At 45.5% G+C, this 20811-nt stretch carries 29 protein-coding genes; 15 read left to right on the top strand and 14 right to left on the bottom strand.

The window, feature by feature from the left end; translation table 11 throughout:
* Nucleotides 1-30: 30 nt before the first annotated feature.
* The 9 genes from CBI31_RS08080 to CBI31_RS08045 form a co-directional block, all read right to left on the bottom strand.
* Entirely contained in the window at nt 31-309 is a 279-nt protein-coding gene (locus tag CBI31_RS08080) for a high-potential iron-sulfur protein (RefSeq protein ID WP_088525907.1), read from the bottom strand.
* 161 nt (nt 310-470) lie between these two features.
* Nucleotides 471-707, bottom strand: a complete 237-nt coding sequence (locus tag CBI31_RS08075) for a hypothetical protein (RefSeq protein WP_088525840.1) — start codon at nt 705-707, stop codon at nt 471-473.
* A gap of 13 nt (nt 708-720) precedes the next feature.
* Nucleotides 721-1509 carry a GTP cyclohydrolase I gene (gene folE, locus CBI31_RS08070; protein ID WP_088525839.1) on the bottom strand — a complete coding sequence of 263 codons (789 nt, stop codon included), beginning with the start codon at nt 1507-1509 and terminating at the stop codon, nt 721-723.
* A 48-nt stretch (nt 1510-1557) separates the two neighbouring features.
* Nucleotides 1558-1938 (bottom strand): MAPEG family protein, encoded by a 381-nt coding sequence (locus CBI31_RS08065; protein ID WP_088525838.1) that lies wholly within the window; start codon nt 1936-1938, stop codon nt 1558-1560.
* Nucleotides 1939-1943: 5 nt separating this feature from the next.
* Nucleotides 1944-2588, bottom strand: a complete 645-nt coding sequence (gene plsY, locus CBI31_RS08060) for a glycerol-3-phosphate 1-O-acyltransferase PlsY (RefSeq protein ID WP_088525837.1) — start codon at nt 2586-2588, stop codon at nt 1944-1946.
* Nucleotides 2589-2642: 54 nt separating this feature from the next.
* Complete coding sequence (xerD, locus tag CBI31_RS08055) at nt 2643-3566, bottom strand: site-specific tyrosine recombinase XerD (RefSeq protein WP_088525836.1); 924 nt, start codon at nt 3564-3566, stop codon at nt 2643-2645.
* Between the two features lie 74 nt (nt 3567-3640).
* Entirely contained in the window at nt 3641-3763 is a 123-nt protein-coding gene (locus CBI31_RS10595) for a hypothetical protein (protein WP_276207130.1), read from the bottom strand.
* Nucleotides 3760-3942: a hypothetical protein gene (locus CBI31_RS08050; RefSeq protein ID WP_088525835.1), complete on the bottom strand. Its 183-nt coding sequence runs from the start codon at nt 3940-3942 to the stop codon at nt 3760-3762. The genes CBI31_RS10595 and CBI31_RS08050 overlap by 4 nt, the downstream gene beginning before the upstream one ends.
* Before the next feature lie 17 nt (nt 3943-3959).
* Nucleotides 3960-4445, bottom strand: a complete 486-nt coding sequence (locus CBI31_RS08045) for a YajQ family cyclic di-GMP-binding protein (RefSeq protein ID WP_088525834.1) — start codon at nt 4443-4445, stop codon at nt 3960-3962.
* A 97-nt stretch (nt 4446-4542) separates the two neighbouring features.
* Here CBI31_RS08045 and murB point away from each other — a divergent pair, with 97 nt between their 5' ends.
* The gene (murB, locus tag CBI31_RS08040; RefSeq protein ID WP_088525833.1) at nt 4543-5580 is read left to right on the top strand and encodes a UDP-N-acetylmuramate dehydrogenase; all 1038 of its coding nucleotides are present in this window, start codon (nt 4543-4545) and stop codon (nt 5578-5580) included.
* Between the two features lie 35 nt (nt 5581-5615).
* On the opposite strand, the gene CBI31_RS08035 is transcribed toward murB, so the two are convergent.
* Both CBI31_RS08035 and xseA read right to left on the bottom strand, forming a co-directional pair.
* On the bottom strand, nt 5616-6821 hold the full coding sequence (locus CBI31_RS08035; RefSeq protein ID WP_088525832.1) for a Fic family protein: 1206 nt from the start codon (nt 6819-6821) through the stop codon (nt 5616-5618).
* Between the two features lie 50 nt (nt 6822-6871).
* A complete protein-coding gene (gene xseA, locus CBI31_RS08030; RefSeq protein WP_088525831.1) occupies nt 6872-8086 on the bottom strand; it encodes an exodeoxyribonuclease VII large subunit in 1215 nt (404 codons plus the stop codon).
* Between the two features lie 314 nt (nt 8087-8400).
* Here xseA and CBI31_RS08025 point away from each other — a divergent pair, with 314 nt between their 5' ends.
* The 7 genes from CBI31_RS08025 to CBI31_RS07995 all read left to right on the top strand — a co-directional run bounded on the left by CBI31_RS08025 (nt 8401) and on the right by CBI31_RS07995 (nt 13408).
* Entirely contained in the window at nt 8401-9033 is a 633-nt protein-coding gene (locus CBI31_RS08025; RefSeq protein WP_088525830.1) for a MotA/TolQ/ExbB proton channel family protein, read from the top strand.
* Between the two features lie 11 nt (nt 9034-9044).
* Entirely contained in the window at nt 9045-9497 is a 453-nt protein-coding gene (locus CBI31_RS08020; protein ID WP_338047335.1) for an ExbD/TolR family protein, read from the top strand.
* Nucleotides 9498-9517: 20 nt separating this feature from the next.
* Entirely contained in the window at nt 9518-10600 is a 1083-nt protein-coding gene (lpxK, locus tag CBI31_RS08015) for a tetraacyldisaccharide 4'-kinase (protein WP_088525828.1), read from the top strand.
* Nucleotides 10601-10687: 87 nt separating this feature from the next.
* Nucleotides 10688-10867, top strand: a complete 180-nt coding sequence (locus CBI31_RS08010; RefSeq protein ID WP_088525827.1) for a Trm112 family protein — start codon at nt 10688-10690, stop codon at nt 10865-10867.
* A gap of 24 nt (nt 10868-10891) precedes the next feature.
* The gene (kdsB, locus tag CBI31_RS08005) at nt 10892-11650 is read left to right on the top strand and encodes a 3-deoxy-manno-octulosonate cytidylyltransferase (protein ID WP_088525826.1); all 759 of its coding nucleotides are present in this window, start codon (nt 10892-10894) and stop codon (nt 11648-11650) included.
* A 119-nt stretch (nt 11651-11769) separates the two neighbouring features.
* The gene (adk, locus tag CBI31_RS08000) at nt 11770-12435 is read left to right on the top strand and encodes an adenylate kinase (protein ID WP_088525825.1); all 666 of its coding nucleotides are present in this window, start codon (nt 11770-11772) and stop codon (nt 12433-12435) included.
* 1 nt (nt 12436) lies between these two features.
* A complete protein-coding gene (locus tag CBI31_RS07995; protein ID WP_088525906.1) occupies nt 12437-13408 on the top strand; it encodes a GDP-mannose 4,6-dehydratase in 972 nt (323 codons plus the stop codon).
* Here CBI31_RS07995 and CBI31_RS10350 read toward each other — a convergent pair.
* The 3 genes from CBI31_RS10350 to glyA form a co-directional block, all read right to left on the bottom strand.
* Nucleotides 13398-13562 carry a helix-turn-helix domain-containing transcriptional regulator gene (locus tag CBI31_RS10350; RefSeq protein WP_161491194.1) on the bottom strand — a complete coding sequence of 55 codons (165 nt, stop codon included), beginning with the start codon at nt 13560-13562 and terminating at the stop codon, nt 13398-13400. The two genes, CBI31_RS07995 and CBI31_RS10350, sit on opposite strands and share 11 nt — an antisense overlap.
* A gap of 66 nt (nt 13563-13628) precedes the next feature.
* Nucleotides 13629-14075 carry a transcriptional regulator NrdR gene (gene nrdR, locus CBI31_RS07990; RefSeq protein WP_088525824.1) on the bottom strand — a complete coding sequence of 149 codons (447 nt, stop codon included), beginning with the start codon at nt 14073-14075 and terminating at the stop codon, nt 13629-13631.
* 28 nt (nt 14076-14103) lie between these two features.
* Complete coding sequence (gene glyA, locus CBI31_RS07985; RefSeq protein WP_088525823.1) at nt 14104-15348, bottom strand: serine hydroxymethyltransferase; 1245 nt, start codon at nt 15346-15348, stop codon at nt 14104-14106.
* A 76-nt stretch (nt 15349-15424) separates the two neighbouring features.
* On the opposite strand from glyA, the gene tolQ reads away from it, so the two are divergent.
* The 7 genes from tolQ to queC all read left to right on the top strand — a co-directional run bounded on the left by tolQ (nt 15425) and on the right by queC (nt 20811).
* Nucleotides 15425-16081 (top strand): protein TolQ, encoded by a 657-nt coding sequence (gene tolQ / locus CBI31_RS07980; protein WP_088525822.1) that lies wholly within the window; start codon nt 15425-15427, stop codon nt 16079-16081.
* 2 nt (nt 16082-16083) lie between these two features.
* Complete coding sequence (locus CBI31_RS07975) at nt 16084-16506, top strand: ExbD/TolR family protein (protein ID WP_088525821.1); 423 nt, start codon at nt 16084-16086, stop codon at nt 16504-16506.
* Between the two features lie 29 nt (nt 16507-16535).
* A complete protein-coding gene (gene tolA, locus CBI31_RS07970) occupies nt 16536-17345 on the top strand; it encodes a cell envelope integrity protein TolA (protein ID WP_088525820.1) in 810 nt (269 codons plus the stop codon).
* Nucleotides 17346-17348: 3 nt separating this feature from the next.
* The gene (gene tolB / locus CBI31_RS07965) at nt 17349-18662 is read left to right on the top strand and encodes a Tol-Pal system beta propeller repeat protein TolB (RefSeq protein WP_088525819.1); all 1314 of its coding nucleotides are present in this window, start codon (nt 17349-17351) and stop codon (nt 18660-18662) included.
* A gap of 150 nt (nt 18663-18812) precedes the next feature.
* Nucleotides 18813-19325 carry a peptidoglycan-associated lipoprotein Pal gene (pal, locus tag CBI31_RS07960; RefSeq protein WP_088525818.1) on the top strand — a complete coding sequence of 171 codons (513 nt, stop codon included), beginning with the start codon at nt 18813-18815 and terminating at the stop codon, nt 19323-19325.
* Complete coding sequence (gene ybgF / locus CBI31_RS07955) at nt 19326-20057, top strand: tol-pal system protein YbgF (protein WP_088525817.1); 732 nt, start codon at nt 19326-19328, stop codon at nt 20055-20057. It begins immediately after the preceding gene.
* A 13-nt stretch (nt 20058-20070) separates the two neighbouring features.
* A complete protein-coding gene (gene queC / locus CBI31_RS07950; RefSeq protein WP_088525816.1) occupies nt 20071-20811 on the top strand; it encodes a 7-cyano-7-deazaguanine synthase QueC in 741 nt (246 codons plus the stop codon).

Raw genomic sequence — 20811 nt, 5'->3', positions numbered from 1 at the left:
GATGCAAATTATCTTAGCTAGTCTTTACTATTAAGCCTTCTTGGCCCAAGCACTGCAATGGCCTTTAGCAGCCACTTGCTTACCAGCAAACAAAGAGCAACCGCCCGCAGCAGAGTCAGCTTTACCCTGGTAGAGAGCGCAATTATTGCAATACTTACCAGCAACTTTAGAGACTGCAACATACTGCAGAGCCTTAGCTTGTGGATCAGTTTCAGCAACCATTGCTTGAGCTTGAACTTTACCGTTCAACGCCAAGGTGCAAGCACCAGCAGCGGACAAAATCATAAATTGGCGACGACTATTTTTCATGGATTCTCCAAAAAATAAAAAGCGAATGATGTGCAAGTAATCCACACCTCTAAGAAACTAAGAGCGATCATAGTGGAGATAAATTGATACTGCTAGGGAGCACGTAAGCCAATGATTTATATAGAAATATAGTTGAGAATTGTTCTCAGGCAGATTAGCGGCTATCTCCAACCCTTTAATCGCAAGCAAGCGATGCGACTTTTGAGATAAACACCGTCTGGAGTCTCTGGATACGCTTGTGCACAATCCTTGACGTCAGTCTGATAGTTTGCAGAATTACTTTTATTAGGGTCAGGATGGGTAGTTGGAAATCCACCGCATGCACCCAATAGCAATCCAATCAATAAGGATGCGCAAGCACCTTTATCTACCTTGCCAAACGGATTGAATACTTGCATGCCGAATAATCAATCAACGTTTTTCTAGTAGTGATAAAAACTCGCGACGCAGATTAGGATCTTTTAAGAATGCGCCACGCATCACACTATTGATCATTTTTGAGTCGCGATCTTTTACACCACGCCATTGCATACAAAAGTGATCTGCTTCCATCACAATAGCTACCCCTGTTGGCTTAATTTTTTTCTCCAGCATATCGGCTAACTCCACTACCGCCTCTTCCTGAATTTGTGGTCTACACATTACCCACTCAGTTAAGCGTGAGTACTTCGATAAGCCGATCAATGCTGATGCTTTGCTAGGCAAGACCCCAATCCAAACCCGCCCCATGATGGGACAAAGGTGATGAGAACAAGCACTTCTCACAGTAATGGGGCCAATAATCATGAGCTCATTGAGGCGACTGACATTGGGAAACTTGGTGAGTGTAGGTTGCTCGACGTAGCGGCCATTAAAAACTTCTTTTACAAACATCTTGGCTACGCGCTGACTAGTATTTTTGGTGTTGTGATCACTCTTGGTATCAATGACCAAACTCTCAAGCACCGCCTGCATTTTTTGGGCAACCTCATCAACTAAGCCCTCCAGCTCACCTGGCTTAATAAATGCAGCAATATTGTCATTGGCATGAAAGCGCGCTTTTTGGGCTTCAATGCGGCGACGAATAACAACTGACAAAGGCGTGCCAGCATCTCCTTTTTTATTGGCGACCTTGGTAGCAGCCTTAGTAGCTACTTTAGTTACTACCTTGGTTGCTACCTTGGTTGCCACTTTTTTGATAGGTAATTTTTTGGCTGGCATAGTGTCTTAGTAGTCTCGTATTGTTGAATCGTATTTTGCTTATTGTGATTAATTAGTTAAATCTGAAAAAAAAATACTCACTACACAAATCAATCCCAGGACCCAAACAATCGTTCTGGTTGTTGGCCAATTAGCAAGATAACAAACCAAAAAGGCAATGCGGGCTAATACAAAGCCGATGGCAAGAAGGTCGACTCTAGCTTGCGGCGCATTGTTCATGCTAGCGATAATCACTGCTGCAAAAAAGAGGGGTAGCGATTCAAAAAGATTGGCTTGGGCTGCATTAGCTCTGGCTCTAAATCCTGTCTGCTCAGCAAGCCATTGTCTTGGCATGCTGTTATCAAAATTCTCAAAGCCTTTTTTGGCAATCCCAGCAGCCACATAAGGAAATAAGCCCATCAAGAGTACGCAGGCATAAGCAATGGTCATCGTTTTTACTGTGCCTTCTGTTTGGAATCTTTTTTAGAACCAATGCGACTCTCAGTGCCATTTATGAGATTGCGAATATTGCTGCGATGGCGCCAAATGAGGAGTAAACAAACTACCAATAGTGCAATACCCATCGGCTGAAAGCCAAACAAAAATACAAAATAGATTGGCCCAAAGACTGCTGCCGCTAAGGCCGCCAAAGAGGAGTAGCGCAAAAATACTGCCACGATGATCCAAGTGCTTAAAGTGGCTATACCCAAAATCACATTAACGCCAAATAAAATGCCACAGGCAGTAGCAACACCTTTGCCACCTTTAAAGCCATGAAAGATGGGGAAGAGATGCCCTAGAAATACAGCTATCACAACGCCACATAAGACCCACGAGCTGAGCGTCGAAGTTAGGGATTGATCACCCAAGATAATGCGTGCCAACATCACTGCAAAATAACCCTTTAGTGCATCGCCAAGAAAGGTAAGTCCTGCAGCCAATTTATTACCGGTACGCAGAACATTCGTGGCGCCGGGGTTACCAGAGCCATAGGTATGAGGATCTGGCAAACGCATGCATTTACTCACTACCACTGCAAACGAAATAGAGCCTATAAGATAGGCGATAGGGATGAGCAATACATTTGGATGAAAAGTCATATCGCTATCTTAATCACTTATCGTCAATCACTGAGTGCCAGCTTGAATCTGCACTCATGAGCCACGGGGATGGTGCTGCTGGTGAATCGATTTAAGGCGCTCTCTAGCCAAGTGGGTATAGATCTGAGTGGTAGAGATGTCAGTATGTCCCAAAAGGAGCTGCACTACCCTTAAATCGGCCCCATGATTGAGTAAATGGGTAGCAAATGCATGTCTTAGGGTGTGAGGCGATAGAGCTACCGGGATATCGGCAAGGATTGCATAGCGCTTAATCAAAGCCCAAAAAGCCTGTCTAGTTAATCCTGTACCAGTGTGGCGCCCTACAAAAACCGCATCAGACGTTTTTCCTTCTAGTAAGGGCGTTCTCGCTTCTGCCAGATAGCGTCGTAACCACTGTCCCGCTTCACCGCCAAAGGGAACAAGACGCTCTTTGCCACCCTTACCGTTTACCACCCTCACAACGCCTTCATTTAAGCCGAGTGCTACGGTTTTCAGGGAAACGATTTCGGAGACGCGCAAACCACTGGCGTACATGAGTTCTAACATCGTGCGATCGCGCAATCCTAAGGGCGCCTCAATATCGGGAGCATTGAGTAATGCAGTCACCTGATCTTCACTTAAAGTTTTCGGAAAGCGCAGTGCTTGCTTAGCGGCGCGTAGTCCAATACACGGATCACTCTTCACTAAATTAATGCGCAGAGCATGGCGATAAAAACGCTTGAACACAGTTAAGCGTCGATTAGCAGTAGTGGCTTTATCAGCACGGCGATGCGCGATGTATGCTGTGAGATCTTTTTCTGTCACCGCATATAGATCAGAAGAATGATTTTTGTAGAGCCACTGCGCTAGCAGCAACAGGTCTCTGCGGTATGCGGCCAGACTGTTTTGTGCCAGCCCATCCTCTAGCCAGCAAGCATCACAAAAGCGTTCGATCGCTTCTTGGCTGATCACAGAGATTAGCGGTACATTGTTTGTCATAAATCTTTAGATTTAATAGGTATCCGTAAATTATTGTTGATTTGGATATCTCCAGATCATCTAGCTTCGTTACTCTATCGGCTTAATGCTGCACGATAAGCCGCTTCAACAGCGCGAAGAATCGTTGCATGCAAAGTGCCTAGCTTGGGCGTATTGCCATGCGGGCTGCTGGCGGGCAGTATCCGAGGCTGACTCATGTAAATAATACGTCTCGTACCAGCAGTTTGCCTTTTGGTAAGCGCTTGGCTACATCATTACGTAAGGCCAAGACTTGTTTTGCTGTCAGCGGACCATCATCAGGAGCATCATTGATTTCCCAAAACCTTCTCTCATCAAGCTCTGATTGAAATATAGGAATGGGTTTAAGTATTTTCATGGCGCCTAAGCCGCTTCTTAGTCGCGGAAATTATTAAAGCCCAATGGCGCTTCTGTTACTTCTTTTTTCAGCAAAGCCATGGTTTCTTGTAAATCGTCGCGCTTGCCACCAGTAACACGCACGGCATCACCTTGAATGCTAGCTTGTACTTTGACCTTGCTGTCTTTAATGATGCGCACTACTTTTTTGGCGAGCTCTTGTGTAATGCCCTTTTGAATCTTCATGGTTTGCTTGCGCTTATCACTGCCGATAGTCTCTTTTTTGTCATCTTTGAGATAGCGCACATCCACATTACGCTTGGCCATCTTGCCAAAAAGTACATCCCGTACTTGGCCTAATTTAAAGTCATCGTCGCCAAACAAAATCAAGGTTTCATCTTTTTGCTCTACACGGCTATCAGAGCCCTTAAAGTCAAAACGATTGCTGATTTCTTTATTGGCCTGCTCGATGGCATTTTTAAGCTCCACCATATCGGGTTCGCAAACTACGTCAAATGAGGGCATTTCTAACTCCTTCTCTATTTCGATGAGCTATGGGTAATTTCATTACTAATTTGGCAATTATCTGCGGATTTGCCAGACATTCGAATAAGATTGTGGCATGAACTCCGCCCCAAATGTGCCCGCACCAGCAAAATCGCTGCCCAATTTGGGTCTGAAGGGCCGCAATACCTTTGGTCTAGATGCTGTAGCCGATATCGCTTTTGAAGTTACCGCCCCAGAGCAAATTGCGATGGTAATGAAGCAAATTAATGAACAAAATCTGCCATGGCGAGTATTAGGGGGTGGTAGCAATGTGATTTTGCCCAAAGTTTTACCTGGCGCCACATTGCTAATGAATATCACCGGTCAAGAAATTATTGCTTCTGACCAAAATGCCACTGTGATTGCAGTGGGTGGCGGAGTGAACTGGCATGAGTTTGTTGCTTGGACTTTAGAAAATAATTTACCTGGCCTAGAAAATCTAGCTCTCATTCCAGGGACAGTTGGCGCTGCGCCGATTCAGAATATCGGAGCATATGGTGTTGAGCTTGCTGACTACATTGATCACATTGAAGCGTTTGATATAGAAAAGCAAGCCTTTGTCACTCTGAGTAAAGATGCATGCCAATTTTCCTATCGCGATAGCTACTTCAAACAACATCCCCAACGCTTTATCGTGACAAAGGTCGTCTTTAAAATACCTAAGTCCTGGCGAGCGAAGATTCATTACGCAGATTTAGCAAAACAGTTTGAAGGCAATAGCAATCCAAGCGCGGAAGATATCTTTCTAGCGGTATGCAAAATACGTACTCATAAATTACCTGACCCTAAGGTGATTGGTAATGCCGGTAGTTTCTTTCACAACCCCGTTATTCCCAATGAGCAATATGAAACGCTCCTAAAAAAATATGCAGCCTTAGTGTCTTATCCGGATGTCCCTGGTAAACGTAAGCTCGCTGCTGGCTGGCTGATTGACCAATGCGGCTTTAAAGGTCAGCGCATGGGTAATGTTGGAGTCTATGAAAACCAAGCACTTGTTTTAGTAAACCATGGCAATGGCACTGCGCAAGATATCTTAGGTCTTGCTAAATGTATTCAAGACAAAGTGCGCAAAGAGTTTGGTGTGAGCTTAGAGATTGAGCCCAATATTTTCTAATCAACACTTGAGCAGTGGAGAAAAATTGCTATTGCTCACTCAAGACCATGAGTCCAACTGGCAACATGGATGTAATAGCGCAAAGCCTTACCTTGGCCCACTGAAAACAACATCTTGCTTTCAAGTAAATCAGATAAGTCTCTTGTAGCAGTAGCCTTTGAGCTTGCAGTGATCTTCATATACTTTTCTGCATTTAATCCGCCCAAGAAACCGCCATCACCCTCATCTAGCAATCTGTGGATGACTTTCTTTTGCCTATCATTTAGCCGTACGTGAGAATACTGAGCCCAATAATGCGATCTATCAATGGCTTTTTTCATCACCTCGCACGAGACCTCACAAGCAAGCTCACAAGTATGCGCAAACCAAATCACCCATTCGGAGATATCTAGATTTCCATGCTGTGCAGCATTTAAGGCATCGTAATAACTTGAGCGATTAGCCATCATCTGCTCAGAAAGGCTATATAGCTTTTCTCCAGACTGCGCATCTTGAGCCATAGCCATCTCTACGATTGCCCTACCTAACCTTCCATTCCCATCCTCAAACGGATGAATTGTTTCAAACCATAAATGTGCAATAGCTGCACGCGCAAGACCATCTATCTGAGTGCCCAGTTTTTTTGAGGGTGCATCTGCAAGGCGATTAGGGCGAGTTTGATTAAACCAATCTAAAAATACCGCAATCTCACCTGCAACGCTTGATGATGGTGGGGCAGTAAAATGGACAACCTCTTTGCCTTGTCTGCCACTAATAATTTGCATCGGGTCTTCATGATCCCGGAAGTTGCCGACCTTAATACGTGATCTAGCATTTATTTTTCCGGGGAACAGTGCTTGATGCCATTGAAAAAGTTTTTCCACACTTAAGTCGTGCCCACGACTCTCTAATGCATCTTGCAATATATCCACCAGACCATCTACTTTTTTATCCAAGGGCGCAAGATCGTTCGCCAACGCAACCCCCAGCTTACGAAATACGGAAGACCTCACAGAATCGAGATTTAACTTCTCCCCTTCAATTGCTGAAGTCGCAATAATTTCTTGAATGTACCTACTTTGAATCAGATCTTGTGCGCCTTGCAATCCAATGGCATTTGCCTGGCCAATCACCTCCCCCTGTTTTTTGCGAGCACGCAATAGGGCGCCCTGCACCCCAAGACCTTGTATCTTCAAATTGGGCCAATCAGGATGCTGCCAAATGGCTTTTAAGCTCGATTTTGGGGTAAGTGGGGTACTCATGAGCCGTATTTTAGCATATACGGCTCAAATACTGAGCCGTATTTTAAAAATTACGGCTCACGTAAGACTTCTGAAAACGTCACCTCTGCCCGGCCTTCTGCTAATTGCACCTGATAGCCCTGCTCGGTATTAAGCTCACTGGGCTTGCGTACTGCCTGCAATTTCTCCTTATCTTTACTCAGGATTACTGCATAACCTCGCTCGAGTGTTCTTTGGGGATTGAGCATCTCCAATTGCGATTGGTAATGAGATTGATTGCGTTTCCAGTTTTCCATGCGTACTGACCACGCTTGATTTAAGCGCAGTTGCCAATTGGTGATTTGTTCACGCATGCGATCGGGGTTAGGCAATGCATGACCTAGTCTTAGCGCCAACTGATCTAGTGTTTGTGCTTCACGCTCTACCCGTTGATTCACGCGCTGGAGTAACGCTTGCTTAATTGCATCTAACTCTTGCAATAGCTGATCTTTACGTGGGGCTGCTAACTCTGCCGCGCCGGTTGGGGTTGGCGCCCGCAGATCCGCTACAAAATCTGCAATTGTGAAATCAGTCTCATGCCCAACGCCGCTCACTACCGGAATCTTTGAGCTGGCAATGGCATAAGCAAGTTGCTCATCGTTAAAGGCCCATAGGTCTTCAATGCTGCCTCCACCGCGCACCAACAAAATGACATCAACGGCATTTTCTTTTTCTGCAGCCTTCAGTGCTGCAATCATTCCGCCAGGTGCATCAGGTCCTTGCACTAGTGTTGGATAAATCACAATCGGAATATGTGGTGCGCGTCTTGCTAAAGTTGAAAGAACATCTTTTAATGCTGCAGCTTGCGGTGAAGTGATGATGCCAATCGATCTGGGATGTGTTGGAATATCCCGTTTACGGTCTTCATCAAATAAACCTTCTTTGGCTAATTTGGCTTTGAGTTTTAAAAAGGCTTCATACAGGCCGCCCATACCAGCACGACGCAGCGTTTGAATAGTCAGCTGTATGTCGCCTCTAGGCACATACAAACCCAAACTGGCGCTCACTTCCACTAAATCGCCTGACTGCGGCATAAAGCCAACTTGACCATTGCGACCGCGGAACATGACGCAGCGAATCTGCCCTTCCTCATCCTTAAGTGAGAAATACCAGTGCCCGCTGTCATAAGCCTTGAAGTTGGAAATCTCCCCGCCAACCCAAACGGTATCGAATCGATCCTCTAAAGAAGCAGCAATGGCGCGGTTTAGATCGCCAACACTCAGAATTTCCCTTGATATTTCAGGCATTTTTTCTCTTTATTCACAGCGCCGCTTGGTCTAGACGGCAATAAATATCCACAGAAGCATATACACCCTAGGTCTAGTAGTTAAAAGTAAGCAATTACTGACCCAAAACGTCTCATTAATCCAACAGCTAAAAAATAAGTCATTGATTTATATAGCTAATTTTTTGGCTTCAACCCGATGCTTTTAGGCCAATTCCTACCCGTTGCACCATCAATCAAGGACTTAGAGCGCCATCTCTAAAAAGTTTTGCACAGAGTTATCCACAGGCTAGCTTTCTGAAACAGGCTTCTTAATTCAGCTAAAGTATTGAGCTTATGTACTCAATCTTACTATCTGCTGGCTGGCCTATTTGGCCTCTTTTGATTATTTCGATTATTGGCTTAGCTATTGTTTTAGAACGTAGCTGGTATTTGCGCCAAATCCATATTTTCCCTAAAGGCTGCCTAGAAACCGCTTTTAGTCTTTGCAATCAATTGCTTAAAGAAAATAAGCCCTCTGATGCGCAGATTAGTGATCTAGCCAATTTCTCTCCAGCAAGTCCCTTATTAAGCTGCGTATTAAAAGAGAAGCTCAATGGCAGCAGTTCTGAAGCAGCCCTAGAAGAGCTCCAAGCAGTAGCCCAGATGACTTGGTTCAAATTGGATCGCTACCTTGGGATTCTGGCAACGATCGCCACCATCGCCCCCTTATTGGGTTTATTTGGCACTGTCGTTGGCATGATCGAAATCTTTGGTAGTCAAGGCGCCATCAGTGGCGCTGGTAGCCCACAACAATTGGCTCATGGAATCTCGGTTGCGCTCTACAACACTGCCTTTGGATTGCTCATTGCTATTCCAGCACTTGCAGCATGGCGTGGATTAAAAGCTATTGCGAACCAGCGTCAACGTGAGTGCGAAGAATTCACGCGCCAGCTATTTAAAAAACTCTATCCTGCTTCACCTCAATGAGCTGGTTAAGTTTGCACTCACCATCTAAGAGAAGTTTTTCTCTCGGAACCGCTCCCGCTTCTGCCGAACCAGAAATCAATCTCATTCCCTTTATTGACGTTTTATTGGTAGTGCTGATCTTTTTGATGATCTCCACCACCTTTACCCGTTATCAAGAATTGGCCATTACCCTGCCTACTGCTAACGGAAGTGAGAGTGCGGCAGATAATAAGCAAGTACACATTGCAGTCAGTCGTGACGGTCGCTTTGCGATCAATGGTAAGGTCACTGATCGTAGTCAATTGACTAACGCATTAATACAACTGAGTAATCAAGGCGCTACTGTAAAAGATGGCATCAGCAATATTCAAATCAATATTGATGCGGATGCAAAGGCGCCGCATCAAGCCGTAATGAGTGCTCTTGAAGCGGCGCGTGATGCTAATCTATCCAATATTGTTTTTAGCAGCCAAACCAAAAAGTAAGTCTCGAGAACAATACTTTTATGGCACTTTCTTTTTTTCGTAAAGCACCCCGATTTTGGGAAAGACGAGGGCCTACTGCTCTATTGCTCTGGCCACTATCCTGGGTGTACGGTTTGGTCTTGCGAATTCGCAAACTCATTTACGACTTAGGCATAGGCAATCATCAAGCTTCGCCAGTTCCCATCATCATCGTCGGCAATATTCGGGTGGGTGGCACCGGTAAGACGCCTATTGTGATTGCAATTGCGCAGCAACTAGCGCAACTAGGATGGAGACCTGGAATTATCAGCAGAGGCTATGGTTCTAGACAAATATCTCCCACTCAAGTGCGTAGCGATTCAGATCCGATGCAAGTGGGTGATGAGCCCGTTCTGATTGCAAAACGTACTCATGATCAATTTCCGATTTGGGTATTTCCAAAACGCCGGCAAAGTATCAAGGCACTACTCAAGCACTCGCCTGATGTCAACGTCATCATTAGCGACGATGGCTTGCAACATAGCGGACTGTCGCGCTGGCCTGCACGAGAAGGTGGCCGCGATATTGAATTGGTAGTACGAGATAGTCGTGGTGAAGGCAATGGTTTTTTATTACCAGCCGGCCCCCTTCGTGAATCTGCCGATCGTGGACGTGATGCCACTTTATTTACCGAGTCTGCCGGGAGCAATAAGAGTGGTTTATTGGAAGAATATTTTGTGGGTCGACGCGCATTTACTTTGCTAGGCACTTTGGGGATCCCATATCAACTCAATAATTTAGCTAATACTCAAACGCTTGCACAAATTGCAGAGCAGTTTTTGCCAAACCAAATTAGCGCAGTAGCTGCACTTGGGAACCCAAAACGTTTTTTTAATGCTCTCCAAAAACAAGGTATTGCTGGCAAATGGATCCCATTACCAGATCACGCAAGCTATACCCCGGAGTTTTTTAATGACATCCAGGGTCAATGCATCCTCATTACCGAAAAAGATGCCGTGAAGTGCTCCGCTATTACTGATCAGCGTATTTGGGTAGTGCCAATGAACCTGAATCTGCCAGATAACTTGGTAGACTGGATGCAATCGATTTTGCAACGACCTGACCCCAATCGCTATAACTTATAAAACCTTCTTCTAAGTTAAATTCATTAAAGCGCTAAACTGAGCAAACCCTATTGCACCAAGCTTTTACTTTTAATACTTTAGAAAATCATGGATAAACGTTTATTGGAAATTTTGGTTTGCCCTCTATGCAAAAGCCCTTTGCATCTCGATGCCGCCAAGAGCGAACTCATTTGTAAAGCTGACCGCTTGGCTTACCCTATTCGCGATGATGTGCCTGTCATGTTAGTAGATGAAGCTCGCGCCCTTAGCGCCGATGAAGTTCTCTAAATAATTGATTCAATCTTTTTTTGCATGAGCGCCTATAAAACTCCAGAATTCTTGGTAGTCATACCCGCAAGACTGGGCTCCACCAGATTGCCACGCAAACCACTGGCTGATATTGGCGGCAAACCCATGGTGGTTCGAGTGGCAGAGCGCGCCCAGCAATCACTTGCACAAAGCGTAGTAGTGGCAACCGATTCTGCTGAGATTGAGGCAGCCTGTCGTGAGCACCGGATTGAGTGCTTACTGACGAGTGCTGATCATCCTACTGGCACTGATCGCTTAGCTGAGGTAGCCCAGTTACTTAAACTACCAGCCAATGCCTTGGTTGTAAACGTACAAGGTGATGAGCCACTTATTCCACCAGAACTCATTAATCAAGTTGCCCAAGCTTTGGCTAACAATGTCCAATGCGCTATCTCGACTATTGCAGTACCCATTAGCGATGCATCTGAAATCAATAATCCCAATGTGGTCAAGGTTGTTCTTAATCATGCTGGTGAGGCCTTGTATTTTTCAAGAGCGCCGATTCCATTTGTGAGAGACTCACAGAGTACTCAGAAAATAGTGCACTTACGCCATTTGGGTATTTATGCCTATCGAGCTGAGTTTTTACAGGCCTACACCCGCTTAGAGCCTGCACCCCCAGAACAAGCAGAAGCCTTAGAGCAACTGCGCGCCCTCTGGAATGGCTACAAGATTGCGGTCCACACTGCCACAGAGGCGCCTCCGGCAGGTGTAGACACTCCAGACGACCTAGAGCGGGTTAGACGGCTACTTGAGCCTTAGGGAAGCAGCTAAAGTTCAACCTCCATCTTTCGAGGGTTTCTCGGGGATAATCCTAGTTATCAGAGATAAAGGATCCCGACAAAACACGGGACAATGACAGATCTTGTAAGGGGAAAATAATGCGGTTAATCCTGCTCGGAGCACCAGGTGCTGGTAAAGGCACTCAAGCTCAGTTTATTTGTGAAAAATTTGCCATTCCGCAAATCTCCACTGGCGACATGTTGCGCGCCGCTGTCAAAGCAGGAACAGAGCTAGGCATTGCTGCCAAAAAAATTATGGATTCTGGCGGCTTAGTATCAGATGACATCATCATTGGCCTGGTCAAAGATCGCTTAACTCAGCCCGATTGCAGCAAGGGTTATTTATTTGACGGTTTCCCAAGAACCATTCCACAAGCACAAGCCATGAAAGATGCTGGTGTGCCAATCGACTTCGTTTTAGAAATCGACGTGCCATTTGATGCCATCATCGATCGTATGAGCGGACGTCGCGTTCACCCCGCTTCAGGCCGTACTTATCACATTAAGTTCAACCCACCAAAAGTAGCAGGTAAAGATGATGTCACTGGCGATGATTTAATTCAGCGCGATGACGATAAAGAAGAAACAGTTCGTAAACGTCTCCAGGTATACAACGATCAAACCCGTCCATTGGTTGAGTACTATTCCTCCTGGGCTGCGCAAGCCAATTCTGCTGATAAAGTAAAAGCGCCTGCTTATTGCAAGGTAAATGGCACCGGTAGCGTAGATAACATCACCGCTTCTATCTTTGCAGTACTCAAGTAAATTGACAGTCAAAAAAGCACTAATCATCGGCATTACTGGGCAAGATGGTGCTTACTTAGCAAGGCACCTCTTATCCAAAGGATATGCGGTAACGGGCTCATCGCGCGATGTGATGGCCTCTTCTTTTAATAATCTCAATACTCTTGATATCCGCAATCAAGTCAACTTAATTTCTGTTTCGATTAATGACTTTCGAAGCGTATTTAATGCAATCCAGCAGGCTGATCCGGATGAGATTTATAACCTGGCAGGCCAAACCTCAGTCGGCCTCTCATTTGATCAACCAGTTGAAGCGATTGAGAGCATTGCCATTGGTACGCTCAATATTTTGGAGGTGATTCGCCTTCTGAATAAACCAGTACGTTTTTACAATGCTGGCTCAAGCGAGTGCTTCGGTGATACTGGCGATACTCCTGCTAATGAACAAACTCCATTTGCACCGCGCAGCCCTTATGCTGTGGCTAAATCTACTGCTAAGTGGCTAATTAATAGCTATCGCGAATCCTATGGTCTGCACGCGTGCACTGGAATCTTGTTCAACCATGAGTCACCCTTACGCCCTGAGCGTTTTGTGACCCAAAAGATCATTACCAGTGCCGCCAAGATTAAAGCGGGTCAACTCGACAAACTGCAATTGGGTAACTTGGATATCTCACGTGACTGGGGCTGGGCACCGGAGTATGTTGAGGCGATGTGGCTCATGATGCAACTCGAGACACCAGATGACTTTGTTATTGCCACTGGTAGAAAAGAATCTCTGAAATATTTTGTTGCTAAGTCTTTTGAATATTTTGATTTAGATTGGCAAAAATACGTTGAGATTGAACCGAGCTTCTTTCGTCCCAATGAAATTGCTTCTAGCGTTGGCAACCCCGAAAAAGCAATCAAGGTATTAGGCTGGAAAAAACCAACTGATATTGATGGGGTAATTCAGATGATGTGCGCTGAAAAGGCAAAGTCGATCAAAGTTTAATTACTTTTGCTCTAGCAATATCGCCAATAGCAGCAACAAATAAGGCGGGGTCTCTATCTTCTAATACAGCCGAGAGATATCCCGCAATATCTTTTTCTGTTTTTAAATAATCAATGACATCAAATTTCGGTAAATCTTTTATTTTTATCTTCATTTATGCCAAAAATAGTTGAACAAATCTTTTAGCCATCACGATATCGGCTAGGTGCAAGCCAAAAACCTACTTCAACTCTTTGAGTGCGCTCTCAAAAGACTCGATATCTGCAAAACTTCTGTAGACCGAAGCAAAGCGAATATAGGCAACCTTATCTAAGCGCTTAAGTTCCCGCATAACAAGCTCACCTACGCGCTCACTGGGGATTTCTTTTTCACCAAGACTGAGTAACTTCTCTTCAATCCGAGCAATCGATTCATCTACGGAGTCTGATGACACTGGACGTTTTCGCAGGGCCAGCTTGATAGAGCCCACTAACTTTTCATGACTGTACTCAACCCGGCTACCATTCTTTTTCACAATGGCTGGCAGGGCTAGCTCAACGCGCTCATAGGTTGTAAAGCGCTTGTCACACTTGGCACAACGGCGACGCCTGCGAATGGTATCGCCTTCGTCTGATACCCGGGTATCAAGAACCTGGGTATCGTCGTTATGGCAAAAAGGGCAGCGCAATGTAGACTCTTTTCTTTAGTGCTTCAGGTTAACCGTATACAGGGAAACGTTTGGTGAGCTCAGCTACTTGCGCGCGCACTTTAGCAATGTTTGCTTCGTCATTGGGGTTATCTAAAACATCCGCAATGAAGTTACCCACTTGCCTTGCTTCAGCTTCCTTAAAGCCGCGGGTTGTCATTGCTGGTGAACCCAAGCGAATACCGCTTGTCACCATTGGTTTTTCTGGATCATTTGGAATGCCATTCTTATTACAAGTAATGTGCGCATCACCCAAAACTCGCTCAGCTTCTTTACCAGTCATCTTCTTAGCGCGTAAGTCCACCAACATCACATGTGAATCTGTACCGCCAGAAACGATGCGAAGACCGCGTGCGATTAATGTCTCAGCTAATGCTTTGGCATTAGCTATCACTTGCTTTTGATAATTGATAAAGCCTGGTTCTTGCGCTTCTTTAAATGCAGTTGCTTTAGCGGCGATCACATGCATCAAAGGGCCGCCCTGTAAGCCTGGGAATACCGCAGAGTTAATCGCCTTCTCATGCTCCGCCTTCATCAAGATGATACCGCCACGTGGGCCACGTAAGCTCTTGTGTGTAGTAGAAGTCACGATGTCTGCGTGTGGCACTGGGTTTGGATAAACACCGGCAGCAATCAGGCCAGAATAGTGCGCCATATCCACCATAAAAATAGCGCCCACTTCTTTAGCTAACTTACCAATGCGCTCCCAGTCGATCACGAGAGAGTATGCAGATGCGCCAGCAATAATCAATTTGGGTTTGTGCTCGCGAGCTAAACGCTCCATTTGCTCATAATCAATTGCTTCATTTTTATCGAGGCCATAGGAAATTGGGTTAAACCACTTACCGCTCATGTTAAGTGCCATGCCGTGAGTTAAATGACCACCTTCAGCCAGACTCATACCCATAAAAGTGTCGCCCGGCTTTAAAAATGCCAAGAACACGGCTTGGTTCGCAGATGCACCACAATGCGGTTGTACATTGGCTGCCTCAGCACCATATAACGCCTTAACGCGATCAATGGCCAGTTGCTCAGCAACGTCTACAAATTCACAGCCGCCGTAATAACGCTTGCCTGGATAGCCTTCAGCATACTTATTGGTCAGCTGAGAGCCTTGCGCCTGCATTACTGCTGGTGAGGCATAGTTTTCAGAGGCAATAAGCTCAATATGGTCTTCTTGGCGCTTATTTTCCTTCTGGATGGCTTCCCACAACTGGGGGTCGGTTTTGGCTAAATTGTTCTGACGGTCAAACATGGTGATAATCCTGATGAAGTTGGATTGCTGAATTAATTAACTTAGTAAAATCTACCTACATCATACAAAATCCACCATGACCACTACACAAGACCTCTCCTTTCTCTCTCTAGTCCTCAATGCCAGCCTATTAGTCCAGTTGGTAATGTTGTTATTACTAGGGATGTCCATTGCCTCTTGGACCATCATTTTTAAGAAAACCGCGGTTTTGCGTGGGGTTAGGCGCGATACAGAGCGATTTGAACGTGATTTTTGGTCTGGCAGAGATCTGAGCAGCCTTTTTACGGCTGCCCAGCGCAATACCCGCAGCGCCGCCGTTCTTGAACACATCTTTGAGGCCGGCATGCAAGAGTTCATGAAGGCTCGCGAAATCGATGCCGCACGTCGCGCCATGAAAGCGACCTACCAACGTGAGATGGATATTTTGGAGGCCAACCTCCCTTTCTTAGCGTCTGTCGGTTCTGTGTCACCCTACATTGGCCTCTTTGGAACCGTATGGGGAATCATGCATGCCTTCCGTGGATTAGCAAACGTTCAGAACGCCACCTTAGCGGCTGTAGCGCCTGGTATTGCAGAAGCGCTAGTTGCAACAGCAATTGGTTTATTTGCGGCGATTCCTGCAGTGGTTGCTTATAACCGCGCCGCTACTGATGTTGATCGTCTCTCGATTCGCTTTGAAACCTTTATCGAAGAATTTACCAATATTTTGCAACGTCAAGGCTTAGGAAAATAAGCATGGCTGGATCATCACTAGGAAGAAGTAGAAAACGTAGAGTCATGGCTGACATTAATGTCGTTCCATACATCGACGTGATGTTGGTACTGCTAGTGATCTTCATGGTTACAGCGCCAATGGTCAATCCTGGTGTCGTCAATTTGCCTACTGTTGGCGGAGCTAAGGTACAGGTATTGCCTCCTGTCTTTTTAACGATTGATGCCAATGAAAATGTCATCGTGCGCAAAGATGGTGAGCCCGTTCAAACCCTCAACCGCTTTGAGCTTGGAGCATTTGCCAGAACACAAGCAGAAAAGTCTGCGGAGCAACCGGTTGTGCTAGCAGCTGACAAATCCATTAAGTACGAAGTGGTCATGGATGTGATGTCTAAGCTCAAAGAAAACGGCGTCAAACGCGTTGGTCTTGCAGTCAAGAGTCAATAAAGTAATTTGAGAGCTCTTTTTATTTATCCATGAATAGCGCCCAAAGTTTGCAGCCAAATCTTTCTCCATTTAATCGGGGACGCCTCACAAAAGCAGAAAGCACTAAACGCGCCTTCAGTCTTTCACTTGTTGCGCACTTAGGCCTGCTTGCTTTTTTGGTCATCGGCATTAGCTGGAATAACAGCACCCCCTCTGGAGTTGAAGTGGAGTTATGGGATTCTGTGCCACAAGTTCAAAGTACACCTGAACCAGAAATGAAAACAGTAGCCAAAGAGGAGGCTGCTGACATTGCAGTAAAGAAAAAGATAGCAGAAAAAGAGCCCCCTAAAAAAGAAGTGGTGAAAGAGACTCCAAAAACAGTTAAACCTCCTCCGCCAAAGGAGAAGGAAAAAGAACAGCCCAAAAAAGCTGAAGCTCCCAAAGCGCTTACTCCTGCAGAAATGAAAGCCAATGCCGCAGCTGAAAAAGTGCGTGCCGATCAATTAGCCCGCCTACGAGCAGCTGCAGGAGCTGAGGGTGGCAGCGGAGGTACGGTTGGCAGCGGTATGGGTGGAGGTGGCAATGCGCCCCCTGGCTGGAAAGATAGAATCAATAAGAAAGTTAGACCGCTCATCGTTTTTAACCAAGAATTTATCAGTGGCAACCCAGCGGCTGTTATTAAGGTCAACCTTGCTCCAGATGGGGCAATTATGAGTACGAGTGTTTTAACTTCTAGCGGTAATAATGATTGGGATCGTGCAGTGCTCTTGGCACTCTCTCGCGCAGAAAGTCTACCCAAGGATGACAATGGCAAAATTCCACAACGCGAAATCTCGCTGACATTCAAACTCAAGGACTAAAGCATGTTGCAGCCAATAAAAATAGTTATTTTTAAATTACATATCTTGATTGTTGTAATGACTGCCTTAACTCTTGGTGTTGTAAGTCCAGTATTTGCTCAAATGATGAATATTGAAATCACTGGCGTTGGTCAATCGCTTTATCCCATTGCTGTCATGCGCTTTAAAGATGAGCAAAAATTACCGATCAGCATTACTGAAATCATTCGCCAAGATTTAGTACGCAGTGGTTACTTTAAGAATACTGAAAATGGCAACGCCACTGAGGGTGATGAAGGCACACCGAATTACAAATCTTGGGCTGCACGTGGTGCTGATGCTTTAGTAGTTGGTTCGGTTGTGCAATCGAGTGGATCGCAGTTCGAGATTCAATACAAATTATTTGATATTCGAAAATCTGAAAGTTTGGGCGGCTTAAAGCTCAACTCAAGCGCCGACAATTTGCGTGCGGTAGCCCACAAAATTGCTGATGATATTGTTCTCAAATTATTGGGTGAACGCGGCATATTCTCAACCCGCCTGTCGTACGTCATCAAGGATGGCAAGCGCTATCGCTTAGTGATTTCCGATGCAGATGGCCAGAATATTCGCAATGCTATGAATAGTGGCGAGCCCATCATTTCTCCTTCGTGGTCACCTGATGGTAAGAAGGTGGCTTATGTATCTTTTGAAGATCGCAAGCCAGTGATTTACGTTCATGAGCTAGCAACTGGTCGTCGCATCGCTCTTTCAAATCAAAAGGGAAATAACAGCGCGCCAGCATGGTCACCTGATGGCAGAAAACTGGCTATCTCACTTTCTAAAGATGGCAATACCCAAATCTATAGTATTAATGCCGATGGCACAGGCCTGCAGCGCTTAACTCGCGGCAACACCATTGATACTGAACCACAGTACTCTGCTGATGGTCGTTACATTTACTTCACGAGCGATCGTGGTGGTAACCCACAGATCTATCGCATGAGCGCTGAAGGTGAGCAAGCTGAAGGTGTCAGGAGAATCACTTACAAGCAAGGCTTTGTTACTTCACCACGCATCTCGCCGGATGGAAAGTATTTAGCCTATATCGCCAACATTGGTGGCGCCTATCGTCTCTATATTCTGAATTTAGCTACTGGTGATGCGCAAGCTTTAACAGACGGCACTAGTGATGAGTCTCCTTCTTTTGCCGCCAATGGTCGCTATGTGCTGTACTCCACCAAAGTCAATGGCAAGCGCGTCTTAGCTGCCGTCTCAGTTGATGGAAACTCAAAACAGGTTCTGAGCATTCCGGGTTCTGATGTTCGTCAGCCATCCTGGGGGCCCTTTATGGATTAAGACTGACTCAGCCTTAATCCATAAATCCTTTCTTCCTTCCCCCCTTTTAGGGCTAAATCGTTACTTTTCATACTCTTAGAGGCATAATATTGTCCATAGACTCAGATATTGACTGGGTTATTGAATTAGCTTGTAAGAAAAGGAAAGACCATGAAGATTTCTCTCGCACGCCGTGCCGCCACATTTACCTTGATCGGAGCAACTGCAATTTTGCTAGCAGCTTGTTCTAGCGTGAAATTAGATGACGTTAATAGCGCTGGCGGCAGTGGTGGTACTGGTGGTAGTGGCAACTTTGGCTCACAGCCATGGAATGACCCAAAGAGCCCACTCTTCGAGAAAAGTGTTTACTTTGGTTTTGACGAGTACACCGTGCAGACTAAATACCAAAAAATGTTGTCTGCGCATGCAAGCTATTTAAAAGCGAACCCAAAACAGAAGATCATCATTCAAGGTAATACCGATGAGCGCGGCACTGCTGAGTACAACTTGGCACTGGGTCAACGTCGTTCTGATGGAGTACGCAAATCATTGAACTTGATGGGCGTATCGGATGAGCAAATGGAAGCTGTCAGCTTTGGCAAAGAAAAGCCAAAGGCAGAAGGTGATAACGAAGCAGCTTGGTCAGAAAACCGCCGCGCTGACATTGTTTACATTACCAACTAAATGAAGATGCTTTTCACTTCTACAAAACAAACGCTCTCACGAGCGTTTTGTTTAAGTGCTGCCCTCATCTGCTTAAGCACATCGAATAGCGCCTGGGCCCTCTTCTCGGATGATGAAGCGCGTAAGGCCATCCTAGATCTACGTAAGACACTTGCCACGACCCAACTGGAGTTGCAAGGCCAAATTGAAAAGCTCAAAGCAGATAACGCTGAACTACGCGGCAAAATTGAAGATCTTCAGAAGCAAGGCGAAGACATCAACTCCAGTCAAAAAACCTACTACCAAGATTTAGATAATCGCCTAGGTAATTTTGAGCCACGCTCAATCACGATTGAAGGCGTCAGTGAGATAGTCCAGCCTGAGGAGAAAAAAGCCTATGACGATGCCTTAAAAGCATTTCAGGCGGGTAATCTGAAAAAAGCGAGTGAAGCTTTCTCTGCATTTGCGGCAAAGTACACTAAAAGTCCTTACCTGCCATTAGCACTTTACTGGGGCGGAAATAGTAAATATGCCAATAAAGATTACGCTGGTGCAATCAGTCAATTGCAAAGCCTGATTAAAAAATATCCTGATCACCCCCGCGTTCCTGCAGCAATGGTCACCTTGGGTAATTCTCAACTAGAGAGTGGCAATAAAACAGCTGCTAGAAAAACGTTTGCTGAAATCGTTTCCAAGTATCCCGATACTGAAGCGGCTAAAGATGCACAGCAACTTCTGGCTACTACTAAGTAATATCAACTAGTTTATGTCTAAGCTCTCTGCTGCATTTGAGAATCTAGCGCCACGCAAACCTGGCGCTCCCGCAGTCATCTTATTTTCTGGCGGCCTAGACTCCACGACTGTTCTTGCTTTAGCCAAAGACTTAGGCTACTCGCCTTACGCACTTTCGGTAGCTTATGGTCAGCGCCATTCTTCTGAGTTAGCAGCAGCCAAACATATTGCAAAACAAATTGGCGTCATCCGCCATGAAGTGGTCAACCTTGATCTCACGCGCTTTGGCGGTTCTGCATTAACTGACTCCTCCATTGCAGTTCCAACCACTCTCGGCAAGGATCAAGAGATTCCAATTACTTATGTACCTGCACGCAATACGATTCTTTTGTCGCTAGCTTTAGGTTGGGCTGAGTCATTGGGTGGCTTAGATGTGTTCTACGGTGCCAATGCTGTTGATTACTCAGGCTACCCTGATTGCCGCCCTGAATATGTTGCCTCTTTTGAGCACATGGCTAACTTGGCCACTAAAGCTGGAGTAGAAGCAATCAATGATGAGAATCGCTTCAGAGTACATGCGCCGATCATCAATTTGACTAAAGCGCAAATCATTGAGCTTGGCAGCACCATGGGGGTGGATTATTCCCAAACCGTTTCTTGCTATCAAGCTAATGATTTAGGCGAAGCTTGTGGAGAATGTGAATCTTGTCGCCTAAGACAGGCGGGCTTTAAGCAAGCCAATGTGAGCGATCCGACTAGATATCTTAAGAATTAA

This window comes from Polynucleobacter campilacus (assembly GCF_002206625.1).
Lineage (GTDB): Bacteria > Pseudomonadota > Gammaproteobacteria > Burkholderiales > Burkholderiaceae > Polynucleobacter > Polynucleobacter campilacus.
Note: the sequence above shows the minus strand (reverse complement) of the source record. Positions and strands in the feature narration are given on the sequence as shown.